Below are 26,436 nucleotides of genomic sequence, written 5' to 3' on the forward strand. Positions count from 1 at the left end.
AGGGGCTTGGGGGCGCGGGGCGTACAAAGGCCGTGAAATCAGGCCCTCACCATGCGATACTGTATAAAAACACAGTTGTGGTAAAACATGGCACTGGATCGGCCTCCGGCACACCCGCTTTTCGACACCTTAGCGCATTTTGAAACCTCCAACGGCTTTATCAATCAGTACCTCGCTGGCATTGTCTGTGGCGGTATCGAGGATGCGGCGCTGCTGTACGAGCACGCGCTGGATTGGTTGGTGGAGCAGCGTCACAACGAAAACAACTACAAATCCCATCGCAGTGAGCTGACCACCTTTTTGCATTGGTGCTGGCAGGTGGAGGAGGTGAGCGTGGCTCAGGTCGACCGCCGTCTGCTGGTGCGTTACCTGGCCTATTGCCAACAGCCCCCGGCGGCCCTTATCGGGTATCGCAACGTGGCACAGTTTCGTGGCGGTGGCAGCGAGCGAAGGCCCAACCCCTTGTGGCGTCCCTTCCTGGGCAAGACTGAGTTGGGCAGACGGCTGCCATACCGGCTCAGCCCCTCGGCGCTTAAAACCAAGCTGGCGCTGCTGTCGGCGTTCTTTACCTACCTGAACGACATGGATTACAGCGATCGCAATCCCGCGGCGCTGCTGCTCAAGCGGGGGCGTTACCTGGGCCCGCTGTCGGAGCCGGCTACGGAAGAGCAACCGCTCAAGGCCTTTACCGAGCTGCAGTGGTCCTACGTGATGGCCAAGGCACAGCGACTGGCCAACGAGTCACCCCAGCAGCACGAACGCACGCTGTTTTTGATGGCCTTACTTTACAGCTGCTACCTGCGGGTGTCGGAAGTCTCGGCCCGGCCGGGGTTCAGTCCGGTCATGGGACAGTTTCGCCGGGACAGCAAAACCGGCGTCTGGGGCTTTTTTGTGCCGGTGAGCAAAGGGGGAAAGAGTCGTACCGTGGCCGTCTCCGATGCCTTGCTGTCCGCCCTTAAGCGCTACCGCTGTTATCTGGGTCTTGCGCCTCTGCCTTCCCCCAAAGAACTGACGCCGCTGTTTTGCCGTCACCGGGCGGCGGGACGGGGGCGAGACCAGGGCGAGCGCAACGCCAACCTGGGGCAGCGTCAGATCCGGGAGTTGGTGGATGGCGTGATCGCCGCGGCCGCAGAGGAGGCGCGGCGTGATGGCTTAGTTGAAGATGCCGCGGAGATGGCCGTGATGACGGCCCACAGCCTGCGCCATACCGGGATCTCCCACGACATCAATCTCAATGCCCGGCCGCTGGCGCACGTGCGGGCCGATGCCGGGCACGACTCCATCGATACCACCAGCCAATACCTGCACACCAGCCGGGTCGAACGGCATCAGAGTGCCAAGGCCAAACCCTTGGACAGGCTCGACCATGCCATCAACAGCAAGGAGGGTCAGTAGAGCCCTTGCCCCGGGTGTTGGTCGAAGTGGCCCAGATCGTCCAGATAGAGCATCAGGGTTTTCGGGTCCCGGTGGCCGGAGATCTTCATCACCTCACTGATGGGCGCACCTCGCATCAGCGCTGAATCGATAAAGCCGCGCCGCAAACTGTGGCCGGAGATCCCACCGTGACTGGCCTTAAGGCCCACCCCGGTGGCCCGTTTCATGATGATGCGAGCAACGGAGCTGGGGTGCAGCGCCTTCTCGATGGGCGCCCGATTGCGGTTGGCGCGACGAAACAGCGGCCCCTGGCTGTCCCCCAGCAACGCCAGGTAACGGCGCAACAAAGCAACGGGGCAACGGGCAGGGTCCGCGCCTGCGACAATGGGCACCTGGCTGAATTCACTGCGGCGTTTTCGGGTTTCAAAACCCAGGTTGGCCCCGTTGGGGTACAGGCGCACATCCTCTATCTGCAAAGCCGCCAGGTCGCTGACCCGCAAGGCGCCGGCAAAGCCTACGGCCAGCAGCGTCTTGTCCCGGATCTCGATAAACTCGCCCTCAGGCAGGGTGGCCATCAACTGCGCCAGGGGATCGGCGCCCAACCCCTGGGCGCGTTTCGGCCGGCCCGGCAGCAAGCGGACGATGCCGGCAAGGTGATCCTGCACCAGTGCACCGGCGGCGGGGTTGGGGGTTCGACCCTGCTGGCCCATCCACCACTTGAGGGTGGAGAGGCGGCGACGAATGGAGCGAATGGAGAGGGCAGGGCCCGCCACCAGTTGGGACTGGCGACTGTGCGGGCTGTAGACCAAGCGATTGGGACGCCCTTCACAGGCCATATGCGTCAACCACAAGCACAGGTCCGCCTCGCTGGCCTGGTTGGGCACCAGGTTGTGGGCCTGACACCAGAAACCGAACTGGCGCAGATCCGAACGCCGTGCCTGCCAGGTTTTCTCCGACAGGCGGGCCCGCTGGATCTGGTCCAACAGCGCCTGGTCTATCTCATCGACCATCACACTGAAGCCCTGTGGTGGGGTGATGGTCTCCGGCAGTGTGGGCATCGAAATCTCAAAGGAAAGAAGCGGCTGTCTGGGATCCTAGCCAACCCATCTAATTAGATCAACTAACGGCAATTATCTGATCTAATAGGGTGCCACTAAGAGAGCAAAGTGGGGCATAAGCCCCAGCAAATTCGTCAATCAGTCGCGACGCGCTCAACCTCGTTGGTGAGCCAAAGGATGGTTTCGGAGTAGGAGTCCAGACGATATTGAGCTCGTATCCGTTCCAGCGCGGCCAGGGCATCGGCATCGAGATCCACCGAGCGTTTGTCCCGGCCGGCTCGATGGCGATGGCTGCTGTACCGGCGACGGAGCATCGGCAAGCGTCCGGCGCCGAAGGTGAGGGTGATAAACTCAATCAGCTCCGGCTCTAAAGTGGCGTCCCCCTGGGCTTCTCGGGCGAGCCAATTGGGCAGTTGCTCTTCCCGTACGCGCTGACGCCAGGCGTGCGGCTGAACCAAACTGGCGTAGCGCACCAGGAAGGGATCCGAGCGGGTCAGCAAAAACTGGATAACGTCACAGGTGATGGGCAGGGGTTTTGGCATTGGGGCTACACTTTTGGCAACGGGCAAGCAAAGGTTACCACATGTGGTAACTGTCTTTTTCTTTAAATTTGAGTGTCATGGCTCACCAGAACATGGATTTTACCCATTACCACATGTGGTAATGGGAGGGAGGAAACCTCATGGGACTGCGATTTAACCTGTTGGCCGAGCAAGCGGCCAACCGTGGCTACGGCATCAAGCTGAACGCCAACCATCCGGAGCATTACGATCTCTACGCCCTGGTGCCGCATCGGGTGGACCACAGTATGATCGACATGGACTACCAGGAGCTATTGGAAGAGCTGGATATGGTCAATCGGGACGAATGAGTTCGACACTGCGTTGTCCCAAATAGAGTTTAGCAATATAGAGAGACGCAAATGTTATATAGACGCGATTTATCTACGCGGTTGAAAAATATGATTTTTAAAAACCATATTTTTCAGAATCATAAAAAATCCAGTAAAAAAGACTCCGTTTAATCAATGCGCTGTGGATGAATATCTCCGTAACGCTTTGATGAAGATTCAGTTCGACCCCAAATAAAACCGTAAAGCATTGACTAAACTTGCGCCTCGGACTGGCCACCCCGGCCAACTCTCTCTTAGCCCAACAAAACTAAGGGGCGCTGTTATGAGACGATTCCGTTCTATCTGTGCGGTTCCAACCCTGTGCGCAATCGGCGTAAGTTTCGCCTTTGGCGTCTCCGCCGCCGAGCTCCATTTTGATCAACTCCCCACCGGCAAAATTGTCGGCGAACTGTCCAACGGTAAAGGCGCTTCGGGCCTGAAGGGCGGCACGGTCTACATCCATGGTTTTAACCCGGATCTCTCCATGGACGACAATGCCGCGGTGATCTTTGACTCCAGCAATCCCACCGGCGGTGACGATGACCTGGGCACCCCCAATGAAGATTTCGGCGGCCCCGGGGTGGACGACCGCGCGGACCCCAACAGTGGCGGTAAAGCGGGCTCTCCCTATGAGAACGACATGCCGTTAGGCAATGTGTTGATCATCAACGAGCCGGAAGGCCTGGTGGATACCAACGGCAACGGCGATATTGATCCCGATGACGCCAACGTAGTGGACCCGGATGACGACGATCAGAAAGGTCAGTTCTTCGAACTGGACTTCAGCGGCATCAAGGGCGGCAAGACCGTCACCATCAACACCATCAGCTATATGGATGTGGAACAGGTTGAAGGGGAGGACGGCACCAGTGTCTACCTGATGGGGCCGGATTTCCCGGCACCGAAGATGCTAACCCTGCACCCGACCGGCGACAATGGTGTCTACACCCAGGACATTGGCATTGAAGGGGTGGAGATCATGCGCATCGTGATGGGCGGCTCCGGCGCCATCACCGGTGTCACCCTGGAAGAAGATCCCGAGCGGCCCTGCTGGGTCACCACCGGCGGCTTCTTTAACGCCGGCGTGGTCTCCGGGCCCAAGCAGTGCACCTTCGGTGGTAACGTAGGTCCGCCGCCCTCCGGTGCCTTCGAGGTGAACTTCCACACTGACGGGCCGGACACCGGCGCGGAAGAGGGAGACAAGTTCCACACCAACGACATCGAAGCGGTGCGTTGTGAAGATGAAGTGGAAGGCGGCCCACAGCAGCCTGGTGCCAACAAGGGCCTGGTGGTGGACACCCTGTACTTCGAGTGTACTGGACGCTTTAACAACGATGACGGCTACACCTGTGACGGGTATCTGCAGGATGCGGGTGAGCCGGCCGGTAAGCGGGGTAATGGCTACGACCGCATCTCCATGGTGATCTACGACGGCCAAGGCAGCGAAGTGGCCCGTTGTGAAGGGGACCTGGACGGCGGTAACGTGCAGATCCATCCTCCGGTACCCAATAACTGATATGGTATTAATACCGCGGGGGCCTCGGCCCCCGTTTCTTTTGTTCATGCCATCCAGAAAATGGGTGTTAGCCCCCTATGTAAAACACGATAATCTATAACAATTGTCGCTTTATTTGTGGTTCATGCTCACACGCCAAATTACGTAAGAAATCCCATTATCAGTACTGCAGATTTATTATATTCAATAGCCAAATTCTGTTTTTCCTTTCCCTAATTTACGTCCGTTATATGAGCCTCTAGTTTTATTTCTCACAGGGTCACCCTATCAGTGGCCGCACTCAACCCTTAAGAGGAATGGAGCCATGGCTTACGAGAATTTCACCACCTTCAAGGTCGATGTCGCCGATGCCATCGCCTGGGTCACCTTCGATTTTCCCCCAGTGAATGTGCAGGGCCAGGAGATGCTGGCCGATCTCAACACGCTGGCGCTTCGCCTGGAGCGGGACCGCAGCATTAAGGTCGTGGTGTTCCAATCCGCCAACCCCGAGATCTGGGTCTGCCACTACGACACCAACCTGCTTAAAGAGATGTCTACCGAGGCGGTGTCGAGGGAGGAGGCCCAGCTGCTCGACCTGCAAGCGGTGCTGGAACGCGTCAGCAAACTGCCCCAGGCCACCATCGCCAAGCTGGAGGGCTTTGCCCGGGGCGGCGGGCATGAGTTCGCCCTGGCCTGTGACATGCGCTTTGCCGCCCGGGGCAAGTTCAAGTTCATGCAGATGGAGGTGGGCATGGGGATCCTGCCTTGTGGGGGCGGGGCATCTCGCATGGCCCGTCAGGTGGGGCTGGGACGGGCGCTTGAGATCATCCTAAGCGCGCGGGATTTTACCGCCGACGAGGCCGAGGACTACGGCACCATCAACAAGGCGTTGGAGCCCGATGAGATTGGCCCCTACGTGGAGAAGCTGGCCCGACGCATCGCCCAGTTTCCCGCCGAGTCCATCAACGCCTGCAAGCGGACGGTGTACGAGTCCATCGACAAGCCCATTGAGGAGGCGCTCAAAGCCGAAGCCTACTGGCTCTACCAGGCCACCAGCAAGACCCCGGCCATCAAGCGCTTTGCCTGGGCGGACGAGCAGGGCGCCCAGTTCGATCTGGACAACCAGCGCAATTGGGAGGCCCTGGTGCTGAGTGTCCAGGAGGTGAAGTAGGGGGGCAGGCAACCGGTTCGGTCAACCCAGGGGGGCAGGGCATATACTTAAGCCCACTTATGACGGACTTGCCCCCTTATGGATACCGAGGCACTCAAGCTTTTTGTCACCGCCGCCGAGCGGCTTAACATCAGCGCTGCCGGACGCCAGCTGGGCCTGGCTCCGGCGGTGGCCAGTGCCCGACTGTCCAAGCTGGAGCAGGGCCTCGGTGTGGAGCTTCTTCACCGCTCCACCCGCAAGGTGGCCCTGTCGCCAGAGGGGGCCAAGTTTCTGCCTTTTGCCCGGGCCATGCTAGCCCAGGAGGATGCGGCCCTGGCGGCGCTGGGCCACGGCTGTGACGAGATCACTGGCACCTTGCGCTTTGCCGCCTCCAGCACCTTTGCCCAGCTGTTCGTGGCCCCCATATTGCCGGAGTTTCTCGCTCAGCACCCCAGTCTCAACGTAGAGCTTCACCTGTCCGATAACCCAGTCAACCTGGTGGAGGGCGGGTATGATCTCGCCCTTCGTAACTACGCCATCCCGGAAAGCGGTTTGCGGGCCCGAAAGCTCGCCGAGGACACCCGAATACTCTGCGCGTCGCCGGATTATCTGGCCAAACAGGGGACACCCAAAACACCCCAGGACTTAGCTGACCATCAGCTGTTGGTGTTTATGGACGGCCACGGCAGAAAGCTGGCAAACCGCAATGGCGAGCCGGTCGGGACCTTCCCCCCGAATGGCGCCGTTAAGCGGGTGATCTGCGACGATGGCACCAGCATGCGGATCGCCACGGAGGCGGGGATTGGCATCTCCATGAACGCCCATTGGAGCGTCTACCGCGCCCTGGCCGAGGGCCGCCTGGTGCGGGTGTTGCCGGATCACGAAGTGATGGACAACACCGCCATCTGGCTGGTGTATCCCAAGTCCCAGGTCGTGCACGCCAAGGTGCGCGCCTTTATCGATTTTCTGCTGGACAAGGTGGGCGATCCCCCACTGTGGACCCGTTTTGACTGATCAGATCCTCGCTTTTGACGTTGCTGAGAGGGCTGGTGTCGCTATCATCACGGCCCTCAAACATCACCACCGGGTCGGGACATGGGTACGGCAACCAACAAAACAGTCATCAATGGCGTGTACGAGACAAACAAAATGCGGGTTCGGTTGAGCGAGGACCGCGTCACCAAGCACTTTAAGCCGACCACCAATGCCACACTGCGTTACCGTCGCGACCGCGAGGGTCTGCGCCTTCTCAGCAACGAGGACCGGTTTCCAACGCTGCTGAGTCACGATGATAAGAGCCAGACCCTGACCATGACGCGACTGCCTGGGCAGGCTGTAAACCAGCTATTCGCCCGGGAGCTGCCGCAGTTGCGCGCTCTGGTGGACACCATTCTCGACTCGGGTGTGGCCAGGCACGCCATGCCGCTGAGGGACATACTGCGCGACGAGAATGGCACTTTGCGCATGGTGGATTTCGAACGAACCACCTTGCGCCAGGATGTGTGGGCACCGGCGTGGTGGATTGCCAAGCGGGTGACGCAGTATCACCTGTACCGAACCATCAACCAGGTGGACGGCACGCAGCTAAGCGAAAAGGAGCAGCGGTTTTTACGCCGCGCCTCGATGCTGCGCCGGGGGCTGCAACCCTTAAGGCCCATCAAGGAGAGCCTGAAGCAGCGCCGACTGTCCAGAGCACTGGCGCGGGCCGCCTAAGAATAATGCCGATAAATAGGATTACCGGCACTAAAGCGCGCCACACACATAAATGCGCACAATGTATATTATGTTAAATGCCGCATTTGTAAGGATAAGCGGATGCCCGGCCCCGGTTTGGCAGCCCACCGCATCACCCACGGCTTAGCCCTATTCCAACACCACTGTGCGTTGACCGTTCAGCAGCACCCGCTGCTGCGCCACCAAGCGAACGGCATCTGCCAGGGTCACCGCTTCGATGTCGTGTCCAATGTGGATCATCCGCTCCACCGACGCCCGGTGATCCACCGCTTTCACCTCCTGACAGATGATGGGGCCTTCATCGAGATCCGGTGTGACGAAATGCGCGGTGGCGCCAATCACTTTTACCCCCCGTTCGTGGGCTTGGTGATATGGCCGTGCGCCCTTGAAGCTCGGTAGGAAACTGTGGTGGATGTTGATGGCCCGCCCGGCCAGCTGCTCGCATAAGCCGTCGGACAGGATTTGCATGTAGCGCGCCAGCACCAGGTAATCCGCACCGAGCTCCCGAAACAGCCCAAGCAGTTCCGCCTCCTGCTGCCCTTTGGTCTCTTTACAGATGGGCAGATAAAAATACGGCAAGCCATGCCAGCGCGTCACGCTTTCACAGTCCCGGTGGTTGGACACTACACCGACGATCTCCACCGGTAATACTCCGGCCCGCCACTTGGTCAAAAGATGGCTAAGGCAATGATCCTCTTTGGATACGGCGATCAAAAGCTTGGGTTTGGCCTCCAGAGGCCGTAACTGGTATTCGATGGACAAACTCTGCGCCAACGCCTGCCAATCCCTTTCCAGTTGTTCATACCCACAGGAGAGAAATCGGTCATCAAAAACGGTGCGGGAGAAGAAGGTCTCAGTTTTCGGGTCGCTGTAGTGGGACACCTCGGTGATAAAGGCGCCATGCTGGTGCAGGCACCCGGCGGTTCTGGCCATTACCCCCAGTTGATCCGGGCATTTGAGGGTCAGCAGATAACGGGTGGGCATGGCAGGCTCCTTTGCAATATGGCCCTCCATTTGTACGAATATTCGCCCTTTCGTCAAACTCTTGTGGCAATAAGTTATCCCCGCCCTGCCCTACGGATAGCGCTGTTTCAACGCATCTGCCCAGTTGGGCCCCACTTCGTCGGCCAAGCGTTTCAGGCAGGCTCCGCTGCTGGGCAGTGCGTTCCGAAGGCCCAGCTCACAGGCCGCATAGAGATGGCGGGGGAAGCGACTTCGCTCATAAACCGCCATCATCTGCTCTACCGCCTGGTCTGGCGCCACTGCCTCAAGCGATAAGGCGTACACGTAACGATAATCGGGGTTTTCCGGTGCCAGAGAGACCGCCTGGGCCAACTGTTGCCGAGCACTTTTGGGCTCATCACTGCGCACCTGGCTAAGGCCCAGTGCAAAGGCGATGGCGGCGGATTCCGGCAGCCTTTCCCGGGCACTTAAGAGCGTGGCACGCTCGGCCTCATTCTGGCCCATAGCCCGTTGTGCCTCGGCCAGGCGCACATGGCCCAGGGCAAACCGGGGCTCTATCGCCACCGCATCGCGATAGTGGGCCTGCGCCTCTGGCCATTGTCCGAGATGGCGGGCCAGATCCCCCATGGCCACACGGCCAAAGCCCCTGTCGGCGTTAAATGCCAGGCGTTGACGATGGGTTTGAAGTGCCGGCGCCAGCGCAGCTTGCTGTGACGGCGTCAGTTCCGAGTAGACACGCACCAGGCGCGCCGCCGCATCGGCGCGAAACGCCGGATTGGGATGATCAAGCAGGGGGTTCAGCAGGTCCCAGCGATCCGGCGCTGCCAGGCCCCCTGCCCCCTTGATGACACCAAGGGTAATCAGGGGGGAGGACTCGCGACTGGCCCGCGCCAACGCCAGTGCCGCATTAGGGCCGGCGTAAGCCAATAGCCGAGACAGCGCGGCCGCCCGCACCATGTCCGGCTCGGTGTGGTCCTGGGCCACATGGGCTAGGGCGCGCTCGCCCTCGGCGCGCTGTTGAGCGCCCTCTGCAAACGCTTGGGCGAAATGGCGCTGTTGTTGATAGGGGGAGTCGGGATACCAGCGCCTCAGGGTATCGGAGGCCCATTGGGCGTCCTTTTGATGGCACTCACTGCAGACGTTGGGGACGCCGAGGGAGACACTCAAATCAGGCCGGGGCACCCGGAAGCTGTGGTCGTGTCGCGGGTCCACCTGCATAAAGGTGGAAACGGGCATGTGACAATCGCTGCAGTGGAGCTTGGCGCCATTGGGGTGACGGTGGTGGGCCCGCTCGGCGTAGTTTGAGGTGTGGCACTGAAGGCAAAGGCGGGGTTCGGGCGCAACCAGTTCGCTGCTGTGGGGGTTATGGCAGTGGCTGCACACCACTCCGGCCGCCGCCATCTTAGATTGCATAAAACTGCCCAGCACAAAGTTCTCGTCGTCGATCTGGCCATCGGGGTGATAGCGGGCAGCCGAGAGCAAATTGAGCCGGTACTTTCGATGAAAATCCAGCACAGCGGCATCGTCATCCAGCTGCAGACGCCGACTGTGGCACTGGGCGCAGGCCATAGACTGTTGGCGGTAGGTCAAATCAGCCGCAAAACCATCCAGAACACCGGCGATGGGCAGGGCTTTGAGCTGGCGCTCCAGGCCCGGATCCGGCCCGGCTCTGTCCCCCCAGGCCCAGCGCTGGTGCGCCTCACCGGACCCGTGGCAGGCCTGGCAACCGACACCGGCCTCCTGGTAGCGGCTCTGGTAGGTGTTGGTGGCGGTGTCGTAGCCCTTTTCATATCCGGTTACGTGGCAGTCGGCACACTGACTGTTCCAGTTCTGCCCGGTGTTGGTCCAGTAAAAGCGGTCATTGGGTCCTGCGCGGGGATAGAGGTGGAACCAGCGCTGTCCCCCCTGCTCGGCGGCCCGGCTGTCCCAGGCCAGGGGCAGCAACTGCAACCGTCCACCGGGGAGCGTCACCAGGTACTGCTGCAGCGGGTAGTGGCCGAAAGTGTGCTGCACTTGCAGCGTCTGGGCCTGGCCAGCGCCGTCATTGAGGGTGGCCCAGTACTGGCCATCTTGGCGATAGAGATGAAAGGGTTGGCCGGCCAGCTGAAGTCGCTGGTCATCAAAGTTCCCAAGCACATGCCGTTCGGTGGCCACGGCCATGGCCAGTTGGTGATCGGAGCCCTGCCACTGCTGGTACTGTGACGTGTGGCACTGACCGCAGGCTTCACTGCCGGTTAGCGGCGGGTTTGCATCTAAGCCGATGGGCCAGAGCAGCAAAAATGGGGCAAGGGTGAGCAGCGTGAACAAGCTCGTCTCCGGGTGCGGCCGCTTGAAAGAGGACTGCCCAAAGCTTAGCCGAAGCAACTGAATCCCAGCGCGATTCAAGCTAAGGAGGTGAAGTACTGCTCGGTGTAAGCACCTTTTTAGCCGGTAGGGGCGTCGGCCAGCCAGTCAAACCAGCGACTGTAGCGTTCACCCTCGGCATTCTCCAGGGTGACCGTCAGGCGCCACACCATGTAATCGGAAGCGCAGCTGCCGTAGATGGCCTGAGCCTGGCCTCGGTCGTCGAACCGCACCGGGATCACCCCCATAAACATGTCCCTGCCCTCGATCCGAGCCTCTACTGCCCGCTCCCCGGGTTTAAGCGCCAAAGACAGCGCCAGGGGCTTTTCGCTGGGGGCATGGTGGGGGCTCAGTGACAGGGCTAACCCTCCGGAAACGCAGGGGCCGGCGGCAAACTGGCACAAACTGGGGTCGGCCACAGAAGCCTGAGGTTCACCCTGTTCTGGGTCTTGCGGGGAACACCCGCTGAGTGCCAGCAGGCCCACTGCCACACCGATGGCCTTTCGCATTCGAGTCTCTCCGTTTACTGCACGGGGCCATGCTACGCGATTACCCGGTGAAACTCAGCCCCAGGGGAAGGTGTCCCTGACGCTTCTGCCGGCTTCTATCGACACCAAAGGGCGCGAACCATCTGGGGGCGATCACCCTGGCCCAAGCGCTCGCGCGGCGCGTCAGGGTAGGTACAAAGCGCCCCTGAATCGCGTTCGGTCAAAAACTAACCCTTTGGCAATTGGCGACTTTTACATCACCAGTTCAATTTTTTACCTATCTGATAACAGATGTTTGCTACTTTGATCCAGATCAGGGTTTTCGCGAGCCCGTTGTCTGGGTTTTTTGACCTGCCTCAAGTATCATGGGCACGCCTTGATGAACATCACGTTGCGGCGTTCCTTGGGACACGAGCCGGTCTCAGAACTGTCGTCCCGCCGCCAGGCACTCAATTAATGCAGAAATTGCAGTGGAAGCATCGATATGAACCTGACCCATCCGCAAACCGACTACAACTACAAGGTTGTACGCCAGTTTGCCATTATGACCGTAATATGGGGCATCGTCGGTATGGCTGTGGGGGTGCTGATCGCCGCCCAGTTGATCTGGCCCGCCCTGAACTTTGATACCCCCTGGCTGACCTACAGCCGTCTTCGTCCCCTCCACACCAACGCGGTGATCTTTGCCTTCGGCACCAGTGCCCTGTTCGCCACCTCCTACTACGTGGTCCAGCGCACCTGTCAGACCCGGCTGTTCTCCGACAAGTTGGCGGCGTTCACCTTCTGGGGTTGGCAGGCGATCATCGTCGCCGCGGCCATCACCCTGCCGCTGGGCATCAGCACCAGCAAGGAGTACGCAGAGCTGGAGTGGCCGATCAAGATCGCCATCGCCGTGGTCTGGATCAGTTACGCACTGGTGTTCTTCGGCACCATGATCAAGCGTAAGACCAGCCACATCTACGTGGCCAACTGGTTCTTCGGTGCCTTCATCATTACCGTTGCGGTTCTGCACATCGTCAACTCCATGTCGATTCCGCTGCACATGTGGAAGTCCTACTCCATCTACGCCGGGGCAGTGGATGCCATGGTGCAGTGGTGGTACGGCCATAACGCGGTGGGCTTCCTGCTAACGGCCGGCTTCCTGGGGATGATGTACTACTTCGTGCCCAAGCAGGCGGAGCGTCCGGTTTACTCCTACCGTCTCTCCATCGTGCACTTCTGGGCGCTGATCTCCCTCTACATCTGGGCCGGTCCGCACCACCTGCACTACACCGCCCTGCCCGACTGGACCCAGTCCCTCGGCATGGTGATGTCCCTGGTGCTGTTCGCACCCTCCTGGGGGGGCATGATCAACGGCATCATGACCCTGTCCGGCGCCTGGCATAAGCTGCGAACCGACCCCATCCTGCGCTTCCTGATCGTCTCTCTGTCCTTCTACGGCATGTCCACCTTCGAAGGCCCGATGATGTCCATCAAGACCGTAAACGCCCTGTCCCACTACACCGACTGGACCGTGGGTCACGTGCACTCCGGTGCCCTGGGCTGGGTGGCCATGGTTTCCATCGGCTCCCTCTACCACCTGATCCCCATCCTGTTCGGCCAGGCTCGCATGTACAGCGTCAAGCTCATCAACGTGCACTTCTGGCTGGCCACCATCGGCACCGTGCTCTACATCGTTGCCATGTGGATCTCCGGTGTGATGCAGGGCCTGATGTGGCGCGCGGTTAACGCCGACGGCACCCTGACCTACAGCTTCGTTGAAGCCCTGTCGGCCTCCTACCCGTTCTACTTCGTGCGTTTCGTCGGTGGCGTGTTCTTCCTGGCCGGTATGCTGCTGATGGCATACAACGTCTATCGCACCGTGACTGCCCCCAAGGGCAGCATCGCTGAGCAACCCGCAGCGGCCGCGGCTTAAGGAGTACCGACCATGAAATTCAAGCACGAACTTGTTGAAAAGAACGTCGGTCTGCTGGCCATCTTCACCGTGATCGCCATCAGCTTCGGTGGCATCGCCGAGATCGTTCCGCTCATCTTCCAGCAGGAAACCACCCAGCCGGTGGACGGCCTCAAGCCCTACACCGCGCTGCAGATGGAAGGCCGGGACATCTACATCCGTGAAGGCTGCGCCAACTGCCACAGCCAGATGATCCGCCCCTTCCGTGCCGAGACCGAGCGTTACGGTCACTACTCGGTGGCCGGTGAGCACGTCTGGGAGCACCCCTTCCTGTGGGGCTCCAAGCGGACCGGTCCGGACCTGGCCCGGGTGGGCGGTCGTTACTCCGATGACTGGCACCGGGTGCACCTGATTGACCCCCGCGCCGTGGTGCCGGAGTCCAACATGCCCGGTTTCCCCTGGCTGGAAGAGACCGTGTTGGACGGCAAGCACACTGCCGACAAGCTGAAACTGTTCCGTGACCACTTCGGCGTGCCCTACGGCAGCGACGAGGAGATCGAGAAGGACGCGGATTCCGTTAAAGGTAAGACCGAGATGGACGCCATCATCGCCTATCTGCAGGTCTTGGGCACCGCCCTCAAATAAGGATTGAACAATGGATTACGGTACCTTTCACGGCATCTACACCTTGGTCCTGCTGTTTTGCATGATCGGAATCATTGCCTGGGCTTACTCCAAGCGACGGAAGCCGTCTTTCGATGAGGCCGCCAATCTGGTGTTTGCCGACGAAGACAAAGCGAAGGGATCCATTAAGGAGTAATCGCAGATGAGTAACCTGTTAAGTATCATCGTCATCTTCTGTGTCCTGGCGGTGCTGATCGGCAGCCTTCTGCTGCTGATCTGGTGTCAGAAGGACAAGATGGGGAAAGAGGAAGGTGAGTCCATGGGCCACACCTTCGACGGCATTGAGGAGATCAACAACCCCTTGCCGAAGTGGTGGAGCTACATGTTTGTGCTGACCATCCTGTTCAGCGCCATCTACCTGGCCCTCTACCCGGGCATGGGCAACTTCTCCGGCCTGCTGAACTGGACCTCCGCCAACAAGCAGGTGCTGAACCTGGAGCAGTCTCGCGAGCAGGCCTCCGCGGCCCGGGCCGACGACTCCGCCTCCCTGGTCCAGTACGACCGCGAAGTGGCCTATGCCGATGAGCGCTTTGGCCCCATCTTCCAGGCCTTTGCCGCCCGCTCCATCGAGGATCTGGCCCAGGACGAAGAAGCCCGTAAGATCGGTCAGCGTCTGTTCCTGCAAAACTGTGCCCAGTGCCACGGTTCCGACGCCAAGGGCAGCCGCGGCTTCCCCAACCTGGCCGACGGTGCCTGGCTGTACGGTGGCGATCCCGAGACCATCAAGGCGACCATCATGAACGGCCGCCGTGGCATGATGCCGCCCAAAGGTGGTCTGCCCATCGAGGACGAAGAGGTGCCTGGCCTGGCCGAGTACGTGCTGAGCCTCTCCGGTCGCGACCACGACGCCGAGCTGGCGCAAGCGGGCCAGGCCTCCTTTATGAAGGGCTGTTTCGCCTGTCACGGCATGGGCGGTGAAGGCAACCCGCTGCTGGGTGCCCCCAACCTGACCGACGATGCCTGGGTGTACGGCGGTTCCCGTGGCTACATCCAGGAGTCCATCATCAACGGCCGTGCCGGTGTGATGCCCGCCTGGAAAGACCTGCTGGGTGAGGACAAGGTTCACCTCATCACCGCGTACGTCTACAGCCTCAACGTCGAGTAAGGCCAAAGCCCCGCCCAGTGCGGGGCTTTCTTCTTTCGCGGCAACTGCAATGCAGCAAGTGATTAACTTGCCGAGCTTTTTCTCTTCAAAACCCCAACAAAAACCGCAAGATGAAATCGGGTTTTGAACAGAGAAAGTTCACCCAAGAGTGAACGGGATTTTGTTCGTGCGATCACCGAATCGCGTCAGTAGTATGGGAGCCCGCTCCCAATGATAGGAATCAACATGAAGCAGACCCCCTGGTACAAGCAGTTCTGGCCCTGGTTTTTGATCATCCTGCCGGCCTGCGCTGTCGTCGCCTCCGTCTACACCTTCTACATCGCCGCCAACTCGCAGTTTTCCATGGTGTCGGAGGACTATTACAAGGAAGGCAAAGGCATCAACCAGGACCTGTCTCGCATCCGCGCCGCCAAGAACCTCGGCCTGGCCTTCACCCTGGAGGTGGCCGACGATGAGATCCGCATCATTCAGCACGGCGGAGAGACCATCGATACCGCCATCGAGCTGGAGTTCCACCACGCCACCCTGGAGCAGCACGATTTCATCGAGAAGCTGTTCCGTGACGGCACCGGCACCTACCGTCTGAGACTGGACGCCCCCCTGTCCGGCACCTGGCTGGTGCAGATCGACGCCTACGATCAGAGCTGGCGACTGCAGACCCGGGCCACCCTGCCCCACGATGGCGTGATCTGGCTGAACTGACATGGACGCCGTCATGACACAGCTGCGCTGTTTTCACTGTGACGAGCCGGTGCCCGCCAACGCGGACTTCTCCGCCCAGATTAACGGGGAAGACAAGGCCATGTGCTGCCCGGGCTGTGCCGCGGTGGCCGACGCCATCGTTGCCGCTGGCCTGTCCGACTACTACCGCTACCGCACCGAAAAGGGCCAGCAACAGGACGTGCCGGAGGCCCTGGCGGCCCTGGTGGCTTACGACCTGGACGAGGTACAGCAGGAGTTTGTGGCCGCCCGGGGGGGTCTCAAGGAGGTGCTGCTGTCGGTGGAGGGGATCAGCTGCGCGGCTTGCGCCTGGCTGATTGAGAAACACCTCGCCGCCCTGCCCGGCGTGGCTCACGTCAGCGTCAATACCACCACCCAGCGCGCGGTGCTGCGCTGGGACGCCACTCAGCAGAAGCTCTCTGATCTGCTGCTCTCCATGAGCCAGATTGGTTACCAGGCGGCCCCCTTCCAACAGGACGCCCAGGAAGCCAAGGACGCCCGGGAGAGCCAGAACTTCCTGCTGCGCATCGGCCTGGCGGGCCTGGCCACCATGCAGGTGATGATGCTGGCCGTGGCCCTCTACACTGGCTACTTCTACGATCTGGAGCCGGAGTACCGCGACTACTTCCGCTGGGTGAGCATGATTTTTGCTACCCCCGTGGTGCTCTACTCGGCCCAGCCCTTCTATTTCAGTGCCCTGCGCTCGCTGATGAGCCTGCGGGTCAATATGGATGTGCCGGTCTCCATCGCCATCCTGCTGGCCTACGGCGCCAGTTGCGTCGCCACCGCTCGCGGTACCGGCGAGGTGTTCTTCGAGTCCATCTCGATGTTCACCTTCTTCCTGCTGCTGGGCCGCTTCTTCGAGCAGCGGGCCCGCCGCAAGGCCAGCGAGAACGCCAGCAACCTGCAAAAACTCATCCCGGCCACCGCCCTCCTTCTGGAGAATGGCGAGGAGCGTCAGGTGGCGGCCAAGAGTCTGAAGCCCGGCCAACGTTACCGGGTGCTGCCGGGCCAGCGCATCGCCGTGGACGGCGTGCTGCTCAGCGGAGAAACCGGCGTCAACGAGTCCATGCTCACCGGAGAACAGGAACCTGTGGCAAAAAGCCCGGGGGCGCCACTCTACGCCGGTACCGTCAACCTGGACCAGCCCATCGAAGTGGAGGTCACCAAGGTGGGGGCCGAGCAGCGCATCAACACCCTGGTGCGTCTGCAGGAGCAGGCGGCGGCCCAAAAACCGCAGATCGCCGAGTTTGCCGACCGGGTGGCCCAGTACTTCGTGCCGGTGATCCTGCTTCTGGCCCTGGCCACCTACCTGTTCTGGCACCAACACGCCCCCGAGGACGCCTTCTGGATCATGCTCTCGGTGCTGGTAGCCACCTGCCCCTGCGCCCTGGCCCTAGCGACCCCAGCGGCCCTGACCTGTGGCACCAACCGCATGATGCAGCAGGGGCTGTTGGTGAAAAGCGGCCGGGTGCTGGAGGCCCTGCCCAAGGTCACCCATCTGCTGTTCGATAAGACCGGCACCCTGACCGAGGGTCGGCTCAGCCTGCGCCAGACCCACCAGTTAAACCGCCTCGATGAAACCGAGGCCCTGGCCATCGCCGCGGCGTTGGAGGCCCACTCCTCCCACCCGGTGGCCCGGGCCTTTGTCCCCTACCGGGACCTGGCCTACCAGGCCCAGTCGGTGGTGTACCGCACCGGCGAGGGGCTGGAGGGCAACGTCAACGGTCGCCACTACCGCATCGGACAGCAGCGCTTTGCCGGGGCCGACAACGGCGAACCCGGCTGGGTCTACCTGGCGGATGAGGCGGGTGTGGTCGCGGCCTTTGAGCTATCGGACCAACCCCGGGTGGACGCCAGCGAGACCATCGCCCGTTTCCAACAACAGGGGCTGGCCTGCGAGATGCTCTCCGGCGATCCCAACCCCAAGGCCCGGGAGTTCGCCCAGTCCCTGGGGCTGAACCCCGCCCATTACGGCTGCAGCCCGGAGCAGAAACTGGCCCGGCTGGCCGAGCTTCAACAGCAGGGCCATAAGGTGGCGATGTTTGGCGATGGCATCAATGATGCGCCGGTCCTGGCCGGGGCCAACGTCTCCGTGGCCATGGGCAGCGGTACCGATCTGGCCAAGTGCCATGGGGATCTGGTGCTGCTGGGTGATAAACTGGGGCCGCTGGTCCGGGGCATCGACACGGCGCGTCTGACCAACCGGGTGATCCGGCAAAACCTGGCGATCTCCCTGTGCTACAACCTGCTGATCCTGCCCCTGGCGGTCAGCGGCAATGTGCCTCCCTACCTGGCGGCCGCGGGCATGTCCCTCAGCTCCCTGGTGGTGGTGGCCAACAGCCTCCGTTTGCTTAAGAAGGTGTCATGAGCATCATCTACGTTTTGATCCCCATCGCCATCCTGTTCGTCTGCGTTGCAGTCGCCGCCTTCTTCTGGGCGGTGCGCTCCAAGCAGTACGAAGATCTGGATCGCGAAGGCTACTCCATCCTCTTCGACGATAAGAAACCCTCGGACAAATCGTGACCGGCGAGTACCAGTTCTTCGCCGCCGTCCTGGTGGGCCTGATGGGGGCCGCCCACTGCTTCGGCATGTGCGGCGGCATCGTCGGCGCCTTTAGCCAGGCGATGCCGGCTCACCAGCCCCTTCAGTCCCGCCTGGCCCTGCTCTTCGCCTACAACGCCGGTCGCATCGGCAGCTATGCGCTGGCCGGGGCCTTGGTGGGCGGACTGGCGGGCGCACTGGGCGCCCTGTTTGTGGTGGACAGCTACCTGGCGGCACTGCAACTGGCTGCCGCCGGGATGCTGGTATTGATGGGGCTCTACATCGCCCAGTGGCTGCCGCTGCTGGCCCACCTGGAGCGGGCTGGCGCGCCGCTCTGGCGTGCCATGGCGCCCCTGCGCCAGCGCCTGCTGCCGATCCACACCCCACCCCGGGCCCTGCTCGCCGGCACCCTTTGGGGCTGGCTGCCCTGCGGCCTGGTTTACTCCACCCTCACCTGGGCCCTGGCCTCCGCCTCGGCGCTGGAAGGGGCCCTGATCATGCTGGGATTCGGCCTCGGCACCCTGCCGGCCCTGGTGGCCATGGGCGCTGCAGCGGACAAGTTGGCGCAGATCATCCGTAAAAAACAGATTAAGTTGTTGAGCGGTTTGGTCTTAATTGCCTACGGCGGCCAGATGGCCTATATTGCGCTAAATCAAATTAGGTAGCCTGGAAGGCCCTGCTCAGTTAACATTGGGCAGAGACCAGAACACGGGATCAGGATGAAATTGGATAGCCTACACGCGAAACGGCCTGCGGGCAGTGGTTGCGCCATTCACTGCCACGACTGCAGCATGTCAGAGTTGTGCATTCCCTTTACGCTCAGCACAAATGAGCTGGACAAACTCGACTCCATCATCGAGCGCAAGCGCCCCATTCAAAAAGGGGACCTGCTGTTTCAATCCGGCCAGCCCCTCAAATCCCTGTTCGCCATCCGCTCCGGCTCCATCAAGTCCTACACCATCACCGAGTCCGGTGAAGAGCAGATCACCGCCTTCCATCTGGCCGGTGACGTGGTGGGCTTCGATGGGATCCACGCCGACGCCCACCAAAGCTTCGCCCAGGCCCTGGAAACCGCCATGGTCTGTGAAATCCCCTTCGACACCCTGGACCAGCTCTCCGGCTCCATGCCGCGGCTGCGTCAGCAGATCATGCGCCTGATGAGCAACGAGATCATGGGCGACCAGGAGATGATCCTGCTGCTGTCCAAGAAGAACGCCGAGCAGCGCCTGGCGGCCTTCATCAGCAACCTGGCCACCCGCTTCGGTAACCGCGGCTTCTCCTCCAAGGAGTTCCGCCTCTCCATGACCCGAGGCGATATCGGCAACTACCTGGGACTGACGGTGGAAACCATCAGCCGCCTGTTGGGCCGCTTCCAGAAAAGCGGCCTGATTGAGGTCAAGGGCAAGTACATCACCATCACCGATGTGGACGCCCTACAGGAGTTGGCCGGCCACGCCCGCATCGGCCGCTGAATCCCCGAAACGCCCGGCCCTGAAGCCGGGCGTTGTCTTTCTGGTGAACTCTGATCTGGAACAAGGAAATTAGCCCCATCTTTGCCAATCTATAGGTAAAGGCTACAAGGCTTAAGGAGACAAGCATGGGCACCTATCAACGCATCCTCGTTGCCGTCGATCCTACCCACGAAGCGCAGCCCGCGCTGGATCGCGCCGCCCACCTAGCCAAGTGCTGTGGGGGTGAGATGACGCTGTTCGTCTGCATCTTCGACTTCTCCTACGAGATGACCTCGATGCTCTCCGCCGATGAGCGCGAAGCGATGCGCAACAGTATCGTCACCCAGCGCCAGGCGTGGCTGGAGCAGCAGGCCCAGTCTCTGCGTGACCAAGGGGTGAAGGTCAACACCCAGGTGGCCTGGCACAATCGCCCCTTCGAGGCGATCATCCAGCAGGCCATCGCCGGCGACCACGACGTCATCGTCAAATCCACCCACCACCACGACAAGCTCAAGTCGGTGATCTTCACCCCCACCGACTGGCACCTGTTGCGTAAGTCGCCGGTACCGGTGCTGCTGGTCAAGGAGCACGAGTGGCCGGTGCGGGGCAAAGTCCTGGTGGCGGTCAATGTGGCGGCAGAGGACGACGCCCATCAGACGCTGAATGATCAGATCCTGGTGCACGCCAAGACCCTCTGCCGGGCCATCAACGGCGAACTGCACCTGGTGAACGGCTATCCCGGCACGCCGGTGAACATCGCCATCGAACTGCCGGATTTCGACGCCCACGCCTACAACGAGTCCCTCAAGTCCCACCATCAGATGAAGGTGAGCGAACTGGCCCAGCAGCACGACATCGACACCGCCCATTGCCACGTACTGGAGGGCTTGCCGGAGGATGTCATCCCTGAGCTGGCCGAAGAGTTGGACGCGGAGCTGGTGGTGCTGGGCACCGTGGGCCGCACCGGCTTCTCCGCCGCCCTGATTGGCAACACCGCCGAACACGTCATCGACAGCCTGGACTGCGATCTGCTGGCCATCAAGCCGGAAGGCTTTGTCTCGCCGGTCAAAGCGGAGTAACTGAGTCCGCCTCAATGACAACGGCGACCCTCGGGTCGCCGTTTTTGTCTCCCCTGCCCCTTTACCCCGCCGGGTCAGACTGGAATAATGCCGCTCCTGTTATCCAGGCCTTTGAGGATCCCTCTGTGCAAGAGCTGAGTCAGAAGCAGCAAACCCGGCTGAACAAACTGCAAAAGCGGCTGCGCCGCGAAGTGGGCAGCGCCATCGACGATTACAAGATGATCGAAGAGGGCGATGTGGTGATGGTCTGCCTGTCCGGCGGAAAAGACAGCTACACCCTGCTGGACATTTTGCTGAACCTCAAACACCGTGCCCCGGTGGACTTCCAGCTGGTGGCGGTCAACCTGGATCAGAAGCAGCCCGGGTTCCCCGAGGATATCCTCCCCGCTTACCTCAAGAGCCTCGGGGTGCCCTACCACATCTTGGAAAAGGACACCTACTCCATCGTTAAGGAGAAGATCCCCGAGGGCAAGACCACCTGCTCCCTCTGCTCCCGGCTGCGTCGCGGCACCCTGTACGGTTTTGCCCAGAAGATCGGCGCCACCAAGATCGCTCTGGGCCACCACAGGGACGACATCATCGAGACCCTGTTCCTCAACATGTTCTACGGCGGCAAGCTCAAGGCGATGCCGCCCAAGCTGCTCTCCGATGATGGCGCCAACATGGTGATCCGCCCCATGGCCTACTGCCGGGAGAAGGACATCAGCGAGTACGCTGAGCTGAAAGCCTTCCCCATCATCCCCTGCAACCTGTGCGGCTCTCAGGAGAACCTCAAGCGCAAGATGATCAAACAGATGCTGACCGACTGGGACCGTCAGTTCCCCGGCCGCATCGAAACCATCTTTACCGCACTGCAGAACACCGCACCCTCCCAGCTGGTGGACCGCGAGCAGTTTGACTTCGTCTCCCTGGAGCGGGACCCCAACGCCGAGTTCAGCGGCAGTGTAGCCGAGGCGGATCTGCCCGCCTTTGACTTCCTCGACGTGGAAAACTCCGGCCACATCCAGCTGGATAAGCAGGACGACTCCCAGCGCATCGAGGTGGTGGGCGTCTACCAGCCCTAAGGCACAGAGGCACAAAAAAGGGTCGCTTAGGCGACCCTTTTTGCGTTCAGCGTTCGATGTAGGGGCTGATCCACAGTGGCGGCTGGCTAAATTGCAGCCTGTCCTCCAGCGCCTGCCCGGTCAGGGTCAGGGTGCCATCGCCGGACAGCGGCTGACCCTGGGGGCGCACCACGGTACCGTCGGCCAGCTTGATCACCACGCCGGAGACGTCCGGCTGCAACCAGCGAAACGGGAAACCGGCGAACCGTTTCAGCACGGCGTCGAACTGGCCGATCATCGCCTGCCAGTCGGCCGCTGTAAACTCGGTCTGGGCGCTGTCGCTGTAGCGCAGCTGCATGGCGAAGTCGCACTGGGTCTCCTCGGCCACCTCCAGGCTTACTACCGCCTTGTTGTCCTTAAGCTCGGGGTCAAAGGGCACCAGCAGCTCCTGGCGAGGCCCCACCGTCAGCGGCAGAATTTGCCCCTTGTTGTGGATCTGGCCCCCTTGAATGACACAGGGCTCGCGACGCTCGCGGTGATTCAAGTAGAAGGCCATCGACACCAGGGGGTACTCGGGCTTGTTCACCACCTTGAGACGGTCATAGAAGCCGCCGTACTCCAGGTTCAGGGCCTGGGCCGGGACGCTTAACAGGGCCGTCAGGGCGACGGCCAGGGTAGAGATGGGTTTCACAGGTATTGCTCGTTCTGACTTAACATCTGCATCAGTTCAGCCACGTAGGCGTCCTTGCGCTCGGAGTAGCGGATAAGCCCGGGGATCAGGTCCTCCGCGTGCACCGGCAAGCCCTCAACCCGCAGCTGATGGCGCAAGCCGCGAAGCTCCCGATAGGCGGGGTTGGTGTTCAGGTTCTTAAGGTAGGAAGCCACCGAGGCCTGAACGCTGTCGAACCGCGCCACCTCGTGGTTCATGCCACCTTGGCGCTGGTTGGGCACCAGGCCACAGCCTTTGCGAAAACACCACTGGCCAAAGTAGTTCAGGCCCTCACGGGCAAAGCGGGAGCTGCCCCAGCCGGTCTCATTGGCGGCCTGGATCATCACCATGGCCGCCGGGATCTCATCCACCCGCTCCAGCAGGTCGTCCAGCGCCTCCGGGGTCAGGGCGCGGATCTCATAGCCGTATTCGTCCGCCAGGCTGGACAGATGTGCCGCTTCCGCCTCGCTCAAACCGGCCCCGTTGGCCACCCGGGTGCGGGCGGCCAGAACAAACTGACGCTGCTCGGCGATCTTGGCGTTCTCCGCTTCAATCAGGGGACGCAGGAAGTTGAAAAACGCGCTCTTCTTCTCCTGCACATCGGTATAGGCGTCGAAGTCCGGTTGCAGGCTGCGCGGCGGGTTTTTGATCACCGTCAGGCCGGCCACCTGACCCTGGGGTTTCTCGGTCTGGGTTTCCACCAGCACCAGGGCCGTGGCCACAGTAGCCAGGCCCAGCAGTATGCTGGCGACACGTCCGGTTTTTACTGCCATGGATTACGCCTCGAAATGCCCGTTACTGCTCGGCCGTTCGTCCGGCGTCTCGGCTTCTTGGGCGGCGGGCGACAACTCGGGGAACAGCTCCCGGAACAGCACCCCTTTCATGTGGAAGAACAGCGGGATGGTAATGATGAGGCCCAGCCCCATGGGGATGAGGGAGATCATCAGCACGGCGATCATCGCCGAGTAGAGGGTGATAACCGCAAACAGTTGGCCATGCACCACCTTGGCGGATTCGATCATCGCCTTAACCGGCGAGCCGCGATGGAACAGGTAGTAGAGGTTGGCCTGGCTGAGTACCGCCATCAGGTAGACCCCTGGGATGATCAGCAGCACCAGGCCAATCTGCACCAGTACCGCCGTCAGCAGAGCGATGAGCGACAGCGGCAAGGCCATGGCCCAGCCCCGAAACAGCATGGAGAGTTGGGTCGGTTGTGCGGTGGCACGGCGCCAACCCATGTAGGCCAGGGCCGCCTCGAAGGGTGCCAGGATCAGCACCAGCAGAAGCTGGGTGGGTTGCATCGCCTGTTGCAGTTGGGCCTCGTCCGCGAGATCCAGTCCCTGCCAACCGGCCACCAGTTGGATGAGGAAGATGGCGCAGGCCATGACGATGGCAAAGGTCAGGAGGGAGGCCCCAAGCATGGGTTGCAGCCCCTGACGGGTCAGGGACCAGGCTTCCTTAAGTACGGCGATAACGTCCAGCTTTTGCATTCAATTCCGATTCGAGTTTCAAGCGGTTAAAGCCGGGATTATACCCTGCCCGCCCCATTCGAAAAACGTCTTGACCGGACTTTACCTTGTTATTGGCCGGTTGCGGGTCACACCTTGACCGGCAGGAGCAGCACAAAAAGCATCAGCGTCAGGGTGCTGAACAGGTACAACCGTAAGATCCATCCTGGTTTCATGGGTCGTCTCCGCCACGCAAAAGGCCTTTGAGTATAGGACAAGCCGCAGAAGATAAAAGAAAACCCCCACCCGAATGGGTGGGGGTTCAAAGATGGAGGCGCGTCCCGGAGTCGAACCGAGGTCCACGGATTTGCAATCCGCTGCATAGCCACTCTGCCAACGCGCCAGTGCTTGAAAGCGGGAGCAATTAAAGCAGAAAGGCTCTGGGGGCACAAGCCCGTTCCCGCCCGTAGGTAGGGATTTATTTGAACCGGCTCTAATTTTTGGACCCCTGTTCCTTCTGGCCCGTCCAGCAGCCCCTAAAGCGGTGAACTTTTGCGCTCTATATCAACGGTTAAGCTTGCGATGCCAAGGCGTTTAGGTGGCTCTGGTAGTGCTTCAGGGTCTGTTCGGCCAATCGGCAACAGGCGTGGCGCTGAGCACTCAGATCGCCCTGGGGGCCCGCCCGTGCACTGAGCTCCAGGGCCTTGGCACTTTGGGCCAGGGCGTCAGCACCGAAACTGGCGGCGCTGCCCTTGATGCGATGGGCCAAAGTGGCCAGCTCCGCAGTCGGCATGGCATCCGACGCCGAAGCCAGTGTTTGGCTGAGTTGGGTAAGATCCGCCACAAAGGCGCTTAAAAGATCCGGCAGTAACGCCTCCCCCACTTCCTCCGCCAGGCGATCCAAGGTCAATTGCGATAAAAGCTCCATCTTTCATCCCTGTGTTGTTGAAGCCCTTGTCAGTCCAGACTACCCCTTACCCGCGTTGTTGCAAGTCCCTCTTACGACCGGGCGTCGGGCACAAAAAAGGGCGCCGCTGGGCGCCCTTTTCATTGTCGTTTCCGATTCAGGAGACCGCGGCGATCGCCTGCACCAGCGTAGGGAGGTTGGCCTCGGTCATGCCAGCGACGTTGATCCGTCCGGATCCGACGATGTAGATGCCGTGGTCTTTTTTCAGGGCCTCCACTTGCGTCTTGTTGAGGCCGGAGAAGCTGAACATGCCGTTTTGCGCTTCGATAAAACCGAAATCCCCTTCTACGCCGGCCTCCGCCAGGCCCTGAACAAAGGCGCCACGCATGCGATGGATGCGCTGAGACATCTGCGCCAGCTCCTCGAGCCACAGGGCCTTGAGCTCCGCGTCGGCCAGGATGGTAGCCACCACCTGCGCCCCATGGGATGGCGGGTTGGAGTAGTTGGTGCGGATCACCCGTTTGATTTGTGAGGCCCCGCGATCGGCGGCTTCCCCGTCTGCGGCCACCAGGGTCAGTGCCCCGATCCGCTCGTTATAGAGGCCAAAGTTCTTGGAGAAGGAGTTGGCCACCAGCATCTCGTCCAGCTGACCGGCGAAATGGCGCAGGCCAGCCGCATCGGACTCCACGTCCTTGGCGAAGCCCTGGTAGGCAAAGTCGAACAGGGGCAGCCAGCCGTTGGCCTTGGCACTTTGTGCCATCGCCTGCCACTGAGTCAGGCTGGGATCGACACCGGTGGGGTTGTGGCAGCATCCGTGCAGGATCACCACATCCTCGCTGCCAAGGCCGTTGAGATCCGCCATCATGCCGTCGAAGTCCAGGGCCTTGTTGGCGCTGTCGTAGTAGCGGTACTCCCGCACCTCCAGACCGGCACTTTCAAAGATCCCACGGTGGTTGGCCCAGGAGGGGTTGGAGATCCACACCCGCTTGCCACCCAGGGTGGAGGCCAGGAAGTCGGCAGCGATGCGCAGCGCGCCGGTACCCCCGGGGGCCTGGGCAGTGCGAGCCCGAGCCTGTTGAAGCACCGGGTGCCCTTCACCGAACAGCAGCGCCTGAACCTGCTGGCGATAGGCCGGATGGCCGTCGATGCCCAGGTAGCCTTTGCTGGTCTCGGTTTCCAGGATCCGTGCTTCGGCCTGTTTTACGCAGGAGAGGATCGGTGTCTGGCCCGCTTCGTCCTTGTAGACGCCCACGCCCAGGTTGATCTTGTGATCGCGGGGGTCCGCCTTGAAGGCTTCATTGAGTCCGAGGATGGGATCGGCAGGAGCAAGTTCTATCTTTTCAAACATGGGCTTA

The 26,436-nt window shown here is 61.1% G+C and carries 27 protein-coding genes and 1 tRNA gene; 17 read left to right on the forward strand and 11 right to left on the reverse strand.

From position 1 onward, the window contains the following. The first annotated feature begins 93 nt into the window (after positions 1 to 93). A complete protein-coding gene (locus KUV81_RS05610; RefSeq protein ID WP_409995561.1) occupies positions 94 to 1,395 on the forward strand; it encodes a tyrosine-type recombinase/integrase in 1,302 nt (433 codons plus the stop codon). Here the strand turns inward: KUV81_RS05610 and KUV81_RS05615 are convergent. Together KUV81_RS05615 and KUV81_RS05620 are read right to left on the reverse strand one after the other, a co-directional pair. Beyond that, entirely contained in the window at positions 1,389 to 2,432 is a 1,044-nt protein-coding gene (locus tag KUV81_RS05615) for a tyrosine-type recombinase/integrase (protein WP_222542853.1), read from the reverse strand. The two genes, KUV81_RS05610 and KUV81_RS05615, sit on opposite strands and share 7 nt — an antisense overlap. Positions 2,433 to 2,566: 134 nt before the next feature. Then, complete coding sequence (locus tag KUV81_RS05620) at positions 2,567 to 2,974, reverse strand: hypothetical protein (protein ID WP_222542854.1); 408 nt, start codon at positions 2,972 to 2,974, stop codon at positions 2,567 to 2,569. A 140-nt stretch (positions 2,975 to 3,114) separates the two neighbouring features. Here KUV81_RS05620 and KUV81_RS05625 point away from each other — a divergent pair, with 140 nt between their 5' ends. The 5 genes from KUV81_RS05625 to KUV81_RS05645 all read left to right on the forward strand — a co-directional run bounded on the left by KUV81_RS05625 (position 3,115) and on the right by KUV81_RS05645 (position 7,682). Continuing rightward, entirely contained in the window at positions 3,115 to 3,303 is a 189-nt protein-coding gene (locus tag KUV81_RS05625) for a hypothetical protein (protein ID WP_222542855.1), read from the forward strand. Between the two features lie 304 nt (positions 3,304 to 3,607). Then, positions 3,608 to 4,840, forward strand: coding sequence for a hypothetical protein (locus tag KUV81_RS05630; protein ID WP_222542856.1), 1,233 nt, complete (start codon positions 3,608 to 3,610; stop codon positions 4,838 to 4,840). Between the two features lie 304 nt (positions 4,841 to 5,144). Beyond that, a complete protein-coding gene (locus KUV81_RS05635) occupies positions 5,145 to 5,990 on the forward strand; it encodes an enoyl-CoA hydratase/isomerase family protein (protein WP_222542857.1) in 846 nt (281 codons plus the stop codon). Between the two features lie 78 nt (positions 5,991 to 6,068). Beyond that, positions 6,069 to 6,983 (forward strand): LysR family transcriptional regulator, encoded by a 915-nt coding sequence (locus KUV81_RS05640; RefSeq protein WP_222542858.1) that lies wholly within the window; start codon positions 6,069 to 6,071, stop codon positions 6,981 to 6,983. Between the two features lie 81 nt (positions 6,984 to 7,064). Further along, the gene (locus KUV81_RS05645) at positions 7,065 to 7,682 is read left to right on the forward strand and encodes a hypothetical protein (protein ID WP_222542859.1); all 618 of its coding nucleotides are present in this window, start codon (positions 7,065 to 7,067) and stop codon (positions 7,680 to 7,682) included. Positions 7,683 to 7,832: 150 nt separating this feature from the next. Here KUV81_RS05645 and purU read toward each other — a convergent pair whose 3' ends face one another. From purU to KUV81_RS05660, 3 genes are all read right to left on the reverse strand, one after another. After that, complete coding sequence (gene purU, locus KUV81_RS05650) at positions 7,833 to 8,687, reverse strand: formyltetrahydrofolate deformylase (protein ID WP_261389199.1); 855 nt, start codon at positions 8,685 to 8,687, stop codon at positions 7,833 to 7,835. 90 nt (positions 8,688 to 8,777) lie between these two features. Next, positions 8,778 to 10,973, reverse strand: a complete 2,196-nt coding sequence (locus KUV81_RS05655) for a multiheme c-type cytochrome (RefSeq protein WP_222542860.1) — start codon at positions 10,971 to 10,973, stop codon at positions 8,778 to 8,780. Positions 10,974 to 11,089: 116 nt separating this feature from the next. Next, positions 11,090 to 11,518: a hypothetical protein gene (locus KUV81_RS05660; RefSeq protein ID WP_222542861.1), complete on the reverse strand. Its 429-nt coding sequence runs from the start codon at positions 11,516 to 11,518 to the stop codon at positions 11,090 to 11,092. A 463-nt stretch (positions 11,519 to 11,981) separates the two neighbouring features. Here KUV81_RS05660 and ccoN point away from each other — a divergent pair, with 463 nt between their 5' ends. The 11 genes from ccoN (at position 11,982) to ttcA (ending at position 22,038) form a co-directional block, all read left to right on the forward strand. Further along, complete coding sequence (gene ccoN, locus KUV81_RS05665; RefSeq protein WP_222542862.1) at positions 11,982 to 13,412, forward strand: cytochrome-c oxidase, cbb3-type subunit I; 1,431 nt, start codon at positions 11,982 to 11,984, stop codon at positions 13,410 to 13,412. A 12-nt stretch (positions 13,413 to 13,424) separates the two neighbouring features. Continuing rightward, positions 13,425 to 14,036 (forward strand): cytochrome-c oxidase, cbb3-type subunit II, encoded by a 612-nt coding sequence (gene ccoO, locus KUV81_RS05670; RefSeq protein WP_222542863.1) that lies wholly within the window; start codon positions 13,425 to 13,427, stop codon positions 14,034 to 14,036. Positions 14,037 to 14,046: 10 nt separating this feature from the next. Further along, positions 14,047 to 14,211 carry a cbb3-type cytochrome oxidase subunit 3 gene (locus KUV81_RS05675; RefSeq protein ID WP_222542864.1) on the forward strand — a complete coding sequence of 55 codons (165 nt, stop codon included), beginning with the start codon at positions 14,047 to 14,049 and terminating at the stop codon, positions 14,209 to 14,211. A 6-nt stretch (positions 14,212 to 14,217) separates the two neighbouring features. Next, positions 14,218 to 15,180, forward strand: coding sequence for a cytochrome-c oxidase, cbb3-type subunit III (ccoP, locus tag KUV81_RS05680; RefSeq protein ID WP_222542865.1), 963 nt, complete (start codon positions 14,218 to 14,220; stop codon positions 15,178 to 15,180). Positions 15,181 to 15,405: 225 nt separating this feature from the next. Further along, entirely contained in the window at positions 15,406 to 15,882 is a 477-nt protein-coding gene (locus tag KUV81_RS05685; protein ID WP_261389200.1) for a FixH family protein, read from the forward strand. 13 nt (positions 15,883 to 15,895) lie between these two features. Then, the gene (locus KUV81_RS05690; protein ID WP_222542867.1) at positions 15,896 to 18,271 is read left to right on the forward strand and encodes a heavy metal translocating P-type ATPase; all 2,376 of its coding nucleotides are present in this window, start codon (positions 15,896 to 15,898) and stop codon (positions 18,269 to 18,271) included. Beyond that, entirely contained in the window at positions 18,268 to 18,426 is a 159-nt protein-coding gene (gene ccoS, locus KUV81_RS05695) for a cbb3-type cytochrome oxidase assembly protein CcoS (RefSeq protein WP_222542868.1), read from the forward strand. Before KUV81_RS05690 ends, ccoS begins: the two co-directional genes overlap by 4 nt. Continuing rightward, the gene (locus KUV81_RS05700; RefSeq protein ID WP_222542869.1) at positions 18,423 to 19,109 is read left to right on the forward strand and encodes a sulfite exporter TauE/SafE family protein; all 687 of its coding nucleotides are present in this window, start codon (positions 18,423 to 18,425) and stop codon (positions 19,107 to 19,109) included. Before ccoS ends, KUV81_RS05700 begins: the two co-directional genes overlap by 4 nt. A gap of 54 nt (positions 19,110 to 19,163) precedes the next feature. Beyond that, positions 19,164 to 19,916, forward strand: a complete 753-nt coding sequence (etrA, locus tag KUV81_RS05705) for an electron transport transcriptional regulator EtrA (RefSeq protein WP_222542870.1) — start codon at positions 19,164 to 19,166, stop codon at positions 19,914 to 19,916. 125 nt (positions 19,917 to 20,041) lie between these two features. After that, a complete protein-coding gene (uspE, locus tag KUV81_RS05710) occupies positions 20,042 to 20,974 on the forward strand; it encodes a universal stress protein UspE (RefSeq protein ID WP_222542871.1) in 933 nt (310 codons plus the stop codon). A gap of 125 nt (positions 20,975 to 21,099) precedes the next feature. Further along, positions 21,100 to 22,038: a tRNA 2-thiocytidine(32) synthetase TtcA gene (gene ttcA / locus KUV81_RS05715; RefSeq protein ID WP_222542872.1), complete on the forward strand. Its 939-nt coding sequence runs from the start codon at positions 21,100 to 21,102 to the stop codon at positions 22,036 to 22,038. 46 nt (positions 22,039 to 22,084) lie between these two features. Here ttcA and KUV81_RS05720 read toward each other — a convergent pair whose 3' ends face one another. The 6 genes from KUV81_RS05720 to KUV81_RS05745 form a co-directional block, all read right to left on the reverse strand. Further along, on the reverse strand, positions 22,085 to 22,708 hold the full coding sequence (locus tag KUV81_RS05720) for a DUF2987 domain-containing protein (RefSeq protein WP_222542873.1): 624 nt from the start codon (positions 22,706 to 22,708) through the stop codon (positions 22,085 to 22,087). Next, positions 22,705 to 23,499 carry a glucosaminidase domain-containing protein gene (locus KUV81_RS05725; RefSeq protein ID WP_222542874.1) on the reverse strand — a complete coding sequence of 265 codons (795 nt, stop codon included), beginning with the start codon at positions 23,497 to 23,499 and terminating at the stop codon, positions 22,705 to 22,707. The genes KUV81_RS05720 and KUV81_RS05725 overlap by 4 nt, the downstream gene beginning before the upstream one ends. A gap of 3 nt (positions 23,500 to 23,502) precedes the next feature. Continuing rightward, positions 23,503 to 24,216 carry a hypothetical protein gene (locus tag KUV81_RS05730; RefSeq protein ID WP_222542875.1) on the reverse strand — a complete coding sequence of 238 codons (714 nt, stop codon included), beginning with the start codon at positions 24,214 to 24,216 and terminating at the stop codon, positions 23,503 to 23,505. A gap of 287 nt (positions 24,217 to 24,503) precedes the next feature. Next, positions 24,504 to 24,577 (reverse strand) — tRNA-Cys (locus KUV81_RS05735). A gap of 168 nt (positions 24,578 to 24,745) precedes the next feature. Continuing rightward, the gene (locus KUV81_RS05740) at positions 24,746 to 25,102 is read right to left on the reverse strand and encodes an Hpt domain-containing protein (RefSeq protein ID WP_222542876.1); all 357 of its coding nucleotides are present in this window, start codon (positions 25,100 to 25,102) and stop codon (positions 24,746 to 24,748) included. Between the two features lie 136 nt (positions 25,103 to 25,238). After that, on the reverse strand, positions 25,239 to 26,429 hold the full coding sequence (locus KUV81_RS05745; protein WP_222542877.1) for an aromatic amino acid transaminase: 1,191 nt from the start codon (positions 26,427 to 26,429) through the stop codon (positions 25,239 to 25,241). Positions 26,430 to 26,436 lie beyond the last annotated feature (7 nt).

Source organism: Ferrimonas balearica, from assembly GCF_019802085.1.
Classification (GTDB): Bacteria; Pseudomonadota; Gammaproteobacteria; order Enterobacterales; family Shewanellaceae; genus Ferrimonas; species Ferrimonas balearica_B.

Coding starts and splice junctions, on each gene's coding strand:
- KUV81_RS05740 (WP_222542876.1), bottom strand. CDS start 25,102: ATGGAGCTTTTATCGCAATTGACCTTGGATCGCCTGGCGGAGGAAGTG.
- KUV81_RS05675 (WP_222542864.1), top strand. CDS start 14,047: ATGGATTACGGTACCTTTCACGGCATCTACACCTTGGTCCTGCTGTTT.
- KUV81_RS05690 (WP_222542867.1), top strand. CDS start 15,896: ATGACACAGCTGCGCTGTTTTCACTGTGACGAGCCGGTGCCCGCCAAC.
- KUV81_RS05630 (WP_222542856.1), top strand. CDS start 3,608: ATGAGACGATTCCGTTCTATCTGTGCGGTTCCAACCCTGTGCGCAATC.
- KUV81_RS05645 (WP_222542859.1), top strand. CDS start 7,065: ATGGGTACGGCAACCAACAAAACAGTCATCAATGGCGTGTACGAGACA.
- ccoP (WP_222542865.1), top strand. CDS start 14,218: ATGAGTAACCTGTTAAGTATCATCGTCATCTTCTGTGTCCTGGCGGTG.
- KUV81_RS05625 (WP_222542855.1), top strand. CDS start 3,115: ATGGGACTGCGATTTAACCTGTTGGCCGAGCAAGCGGCCAACCGTGGC.
- KUV81_RS05745 (WP_222542877.1), bottom strand. CDS start 26,429: ATGTTTGAAAAGATAGAACTTGCTCCTGCCGATCCCATCCTCGGACTC.
- KUV81_RS05660 (WP_222542861.1), bottom strand. CDS start 11,518: ATGCGAAAGGCCATCGGTGTGGCAGTGGGCCTGCTGGCACTCAGCGGG.
- ccoS (WP_222542868.1), top strand. CDS start 18,268: ATGAGCATCATCTACGTTTTGATCCCCATCGCCATCCTGTTCGTCTGC.
- ccoN (WP_222542862.1), top strand. CDS start 11,982: ATGAACCTGACCCATCCGCAAACCGACTACAACTACAAGGTTGTACGC.
- etrA (WP_222542870.1), top strand. CDS start 19,164: ATGAAATTGGATAGCCTACACGCGAAACGGCCTGCGGGCAGTGGTTGC.
- KUV81_RS05615 (WP_222542853.1), bottom strand. CDS start 2,432: ATGCCCACACTGCCGGAGACCATCACCCCACCACAGGGCTTCAGTGTG.
- KUV81_RS05730 (WP_222542875.1), bottom strand. CDS start 24,216: ATGCAAAAGCTGGACGTTATCGCCGTACTTAAGGAAGCCTGGTCCCTG.
- KUV81_RS05640 (WP_222542858.1), top strand. CDS start 6,069: ATGGATACCGAGGCACTCAAGCTTTTTGTCACCGCCGCCGAGCGGCTT.
- uspE (WP_222542871.1), top strand. CDS start 20,042: ATGGGCACCTATCAACGCATCCTCGTTGCCGTCGATCCTACCCACGAA.
- KUV81_RS05685 (WP_261389200.1), top strand. CDS start 15,406: ATGAAGCAGACCCCCTGGTACAAGCAGTTCTGGCCCTGGTTTTTGATC.
- KUV81_RS05620 (WP_222542854.1), bottom strand. CDS start 2,974: ATGCCAAAACCCCTGCCCATCACCTGTGACGTTATCCAGTTTTTGCTG.
- ccoO (WP_222542863.1), top strand. CDS start 13,425: ATGAAATTCAAGCACGAACTTGTTGAAAAGAACGTCGGTCTGCTGGCC.
- KUV81_RS05725 (WP_222542874.1), bottom strand. CDS start 23,499: ATGGCAGTAAAAACCGGACGTGTCGCCAGCATACTGCTGGGCCTGGCT.
- purU (WP_261389199.1), bottom strand. CDS start 8,687: ATGCCCACCCGTTATCTGCTGACCCTCAAATGCCCGGATCAACTGGGG.
- KUV81_RS05635 (WP_222542857.1), top strand. CDS start 5,145: ATGGCTTACGAGAATTTCACCACCTTCAAGGTCGATGTCGCCGATGCC.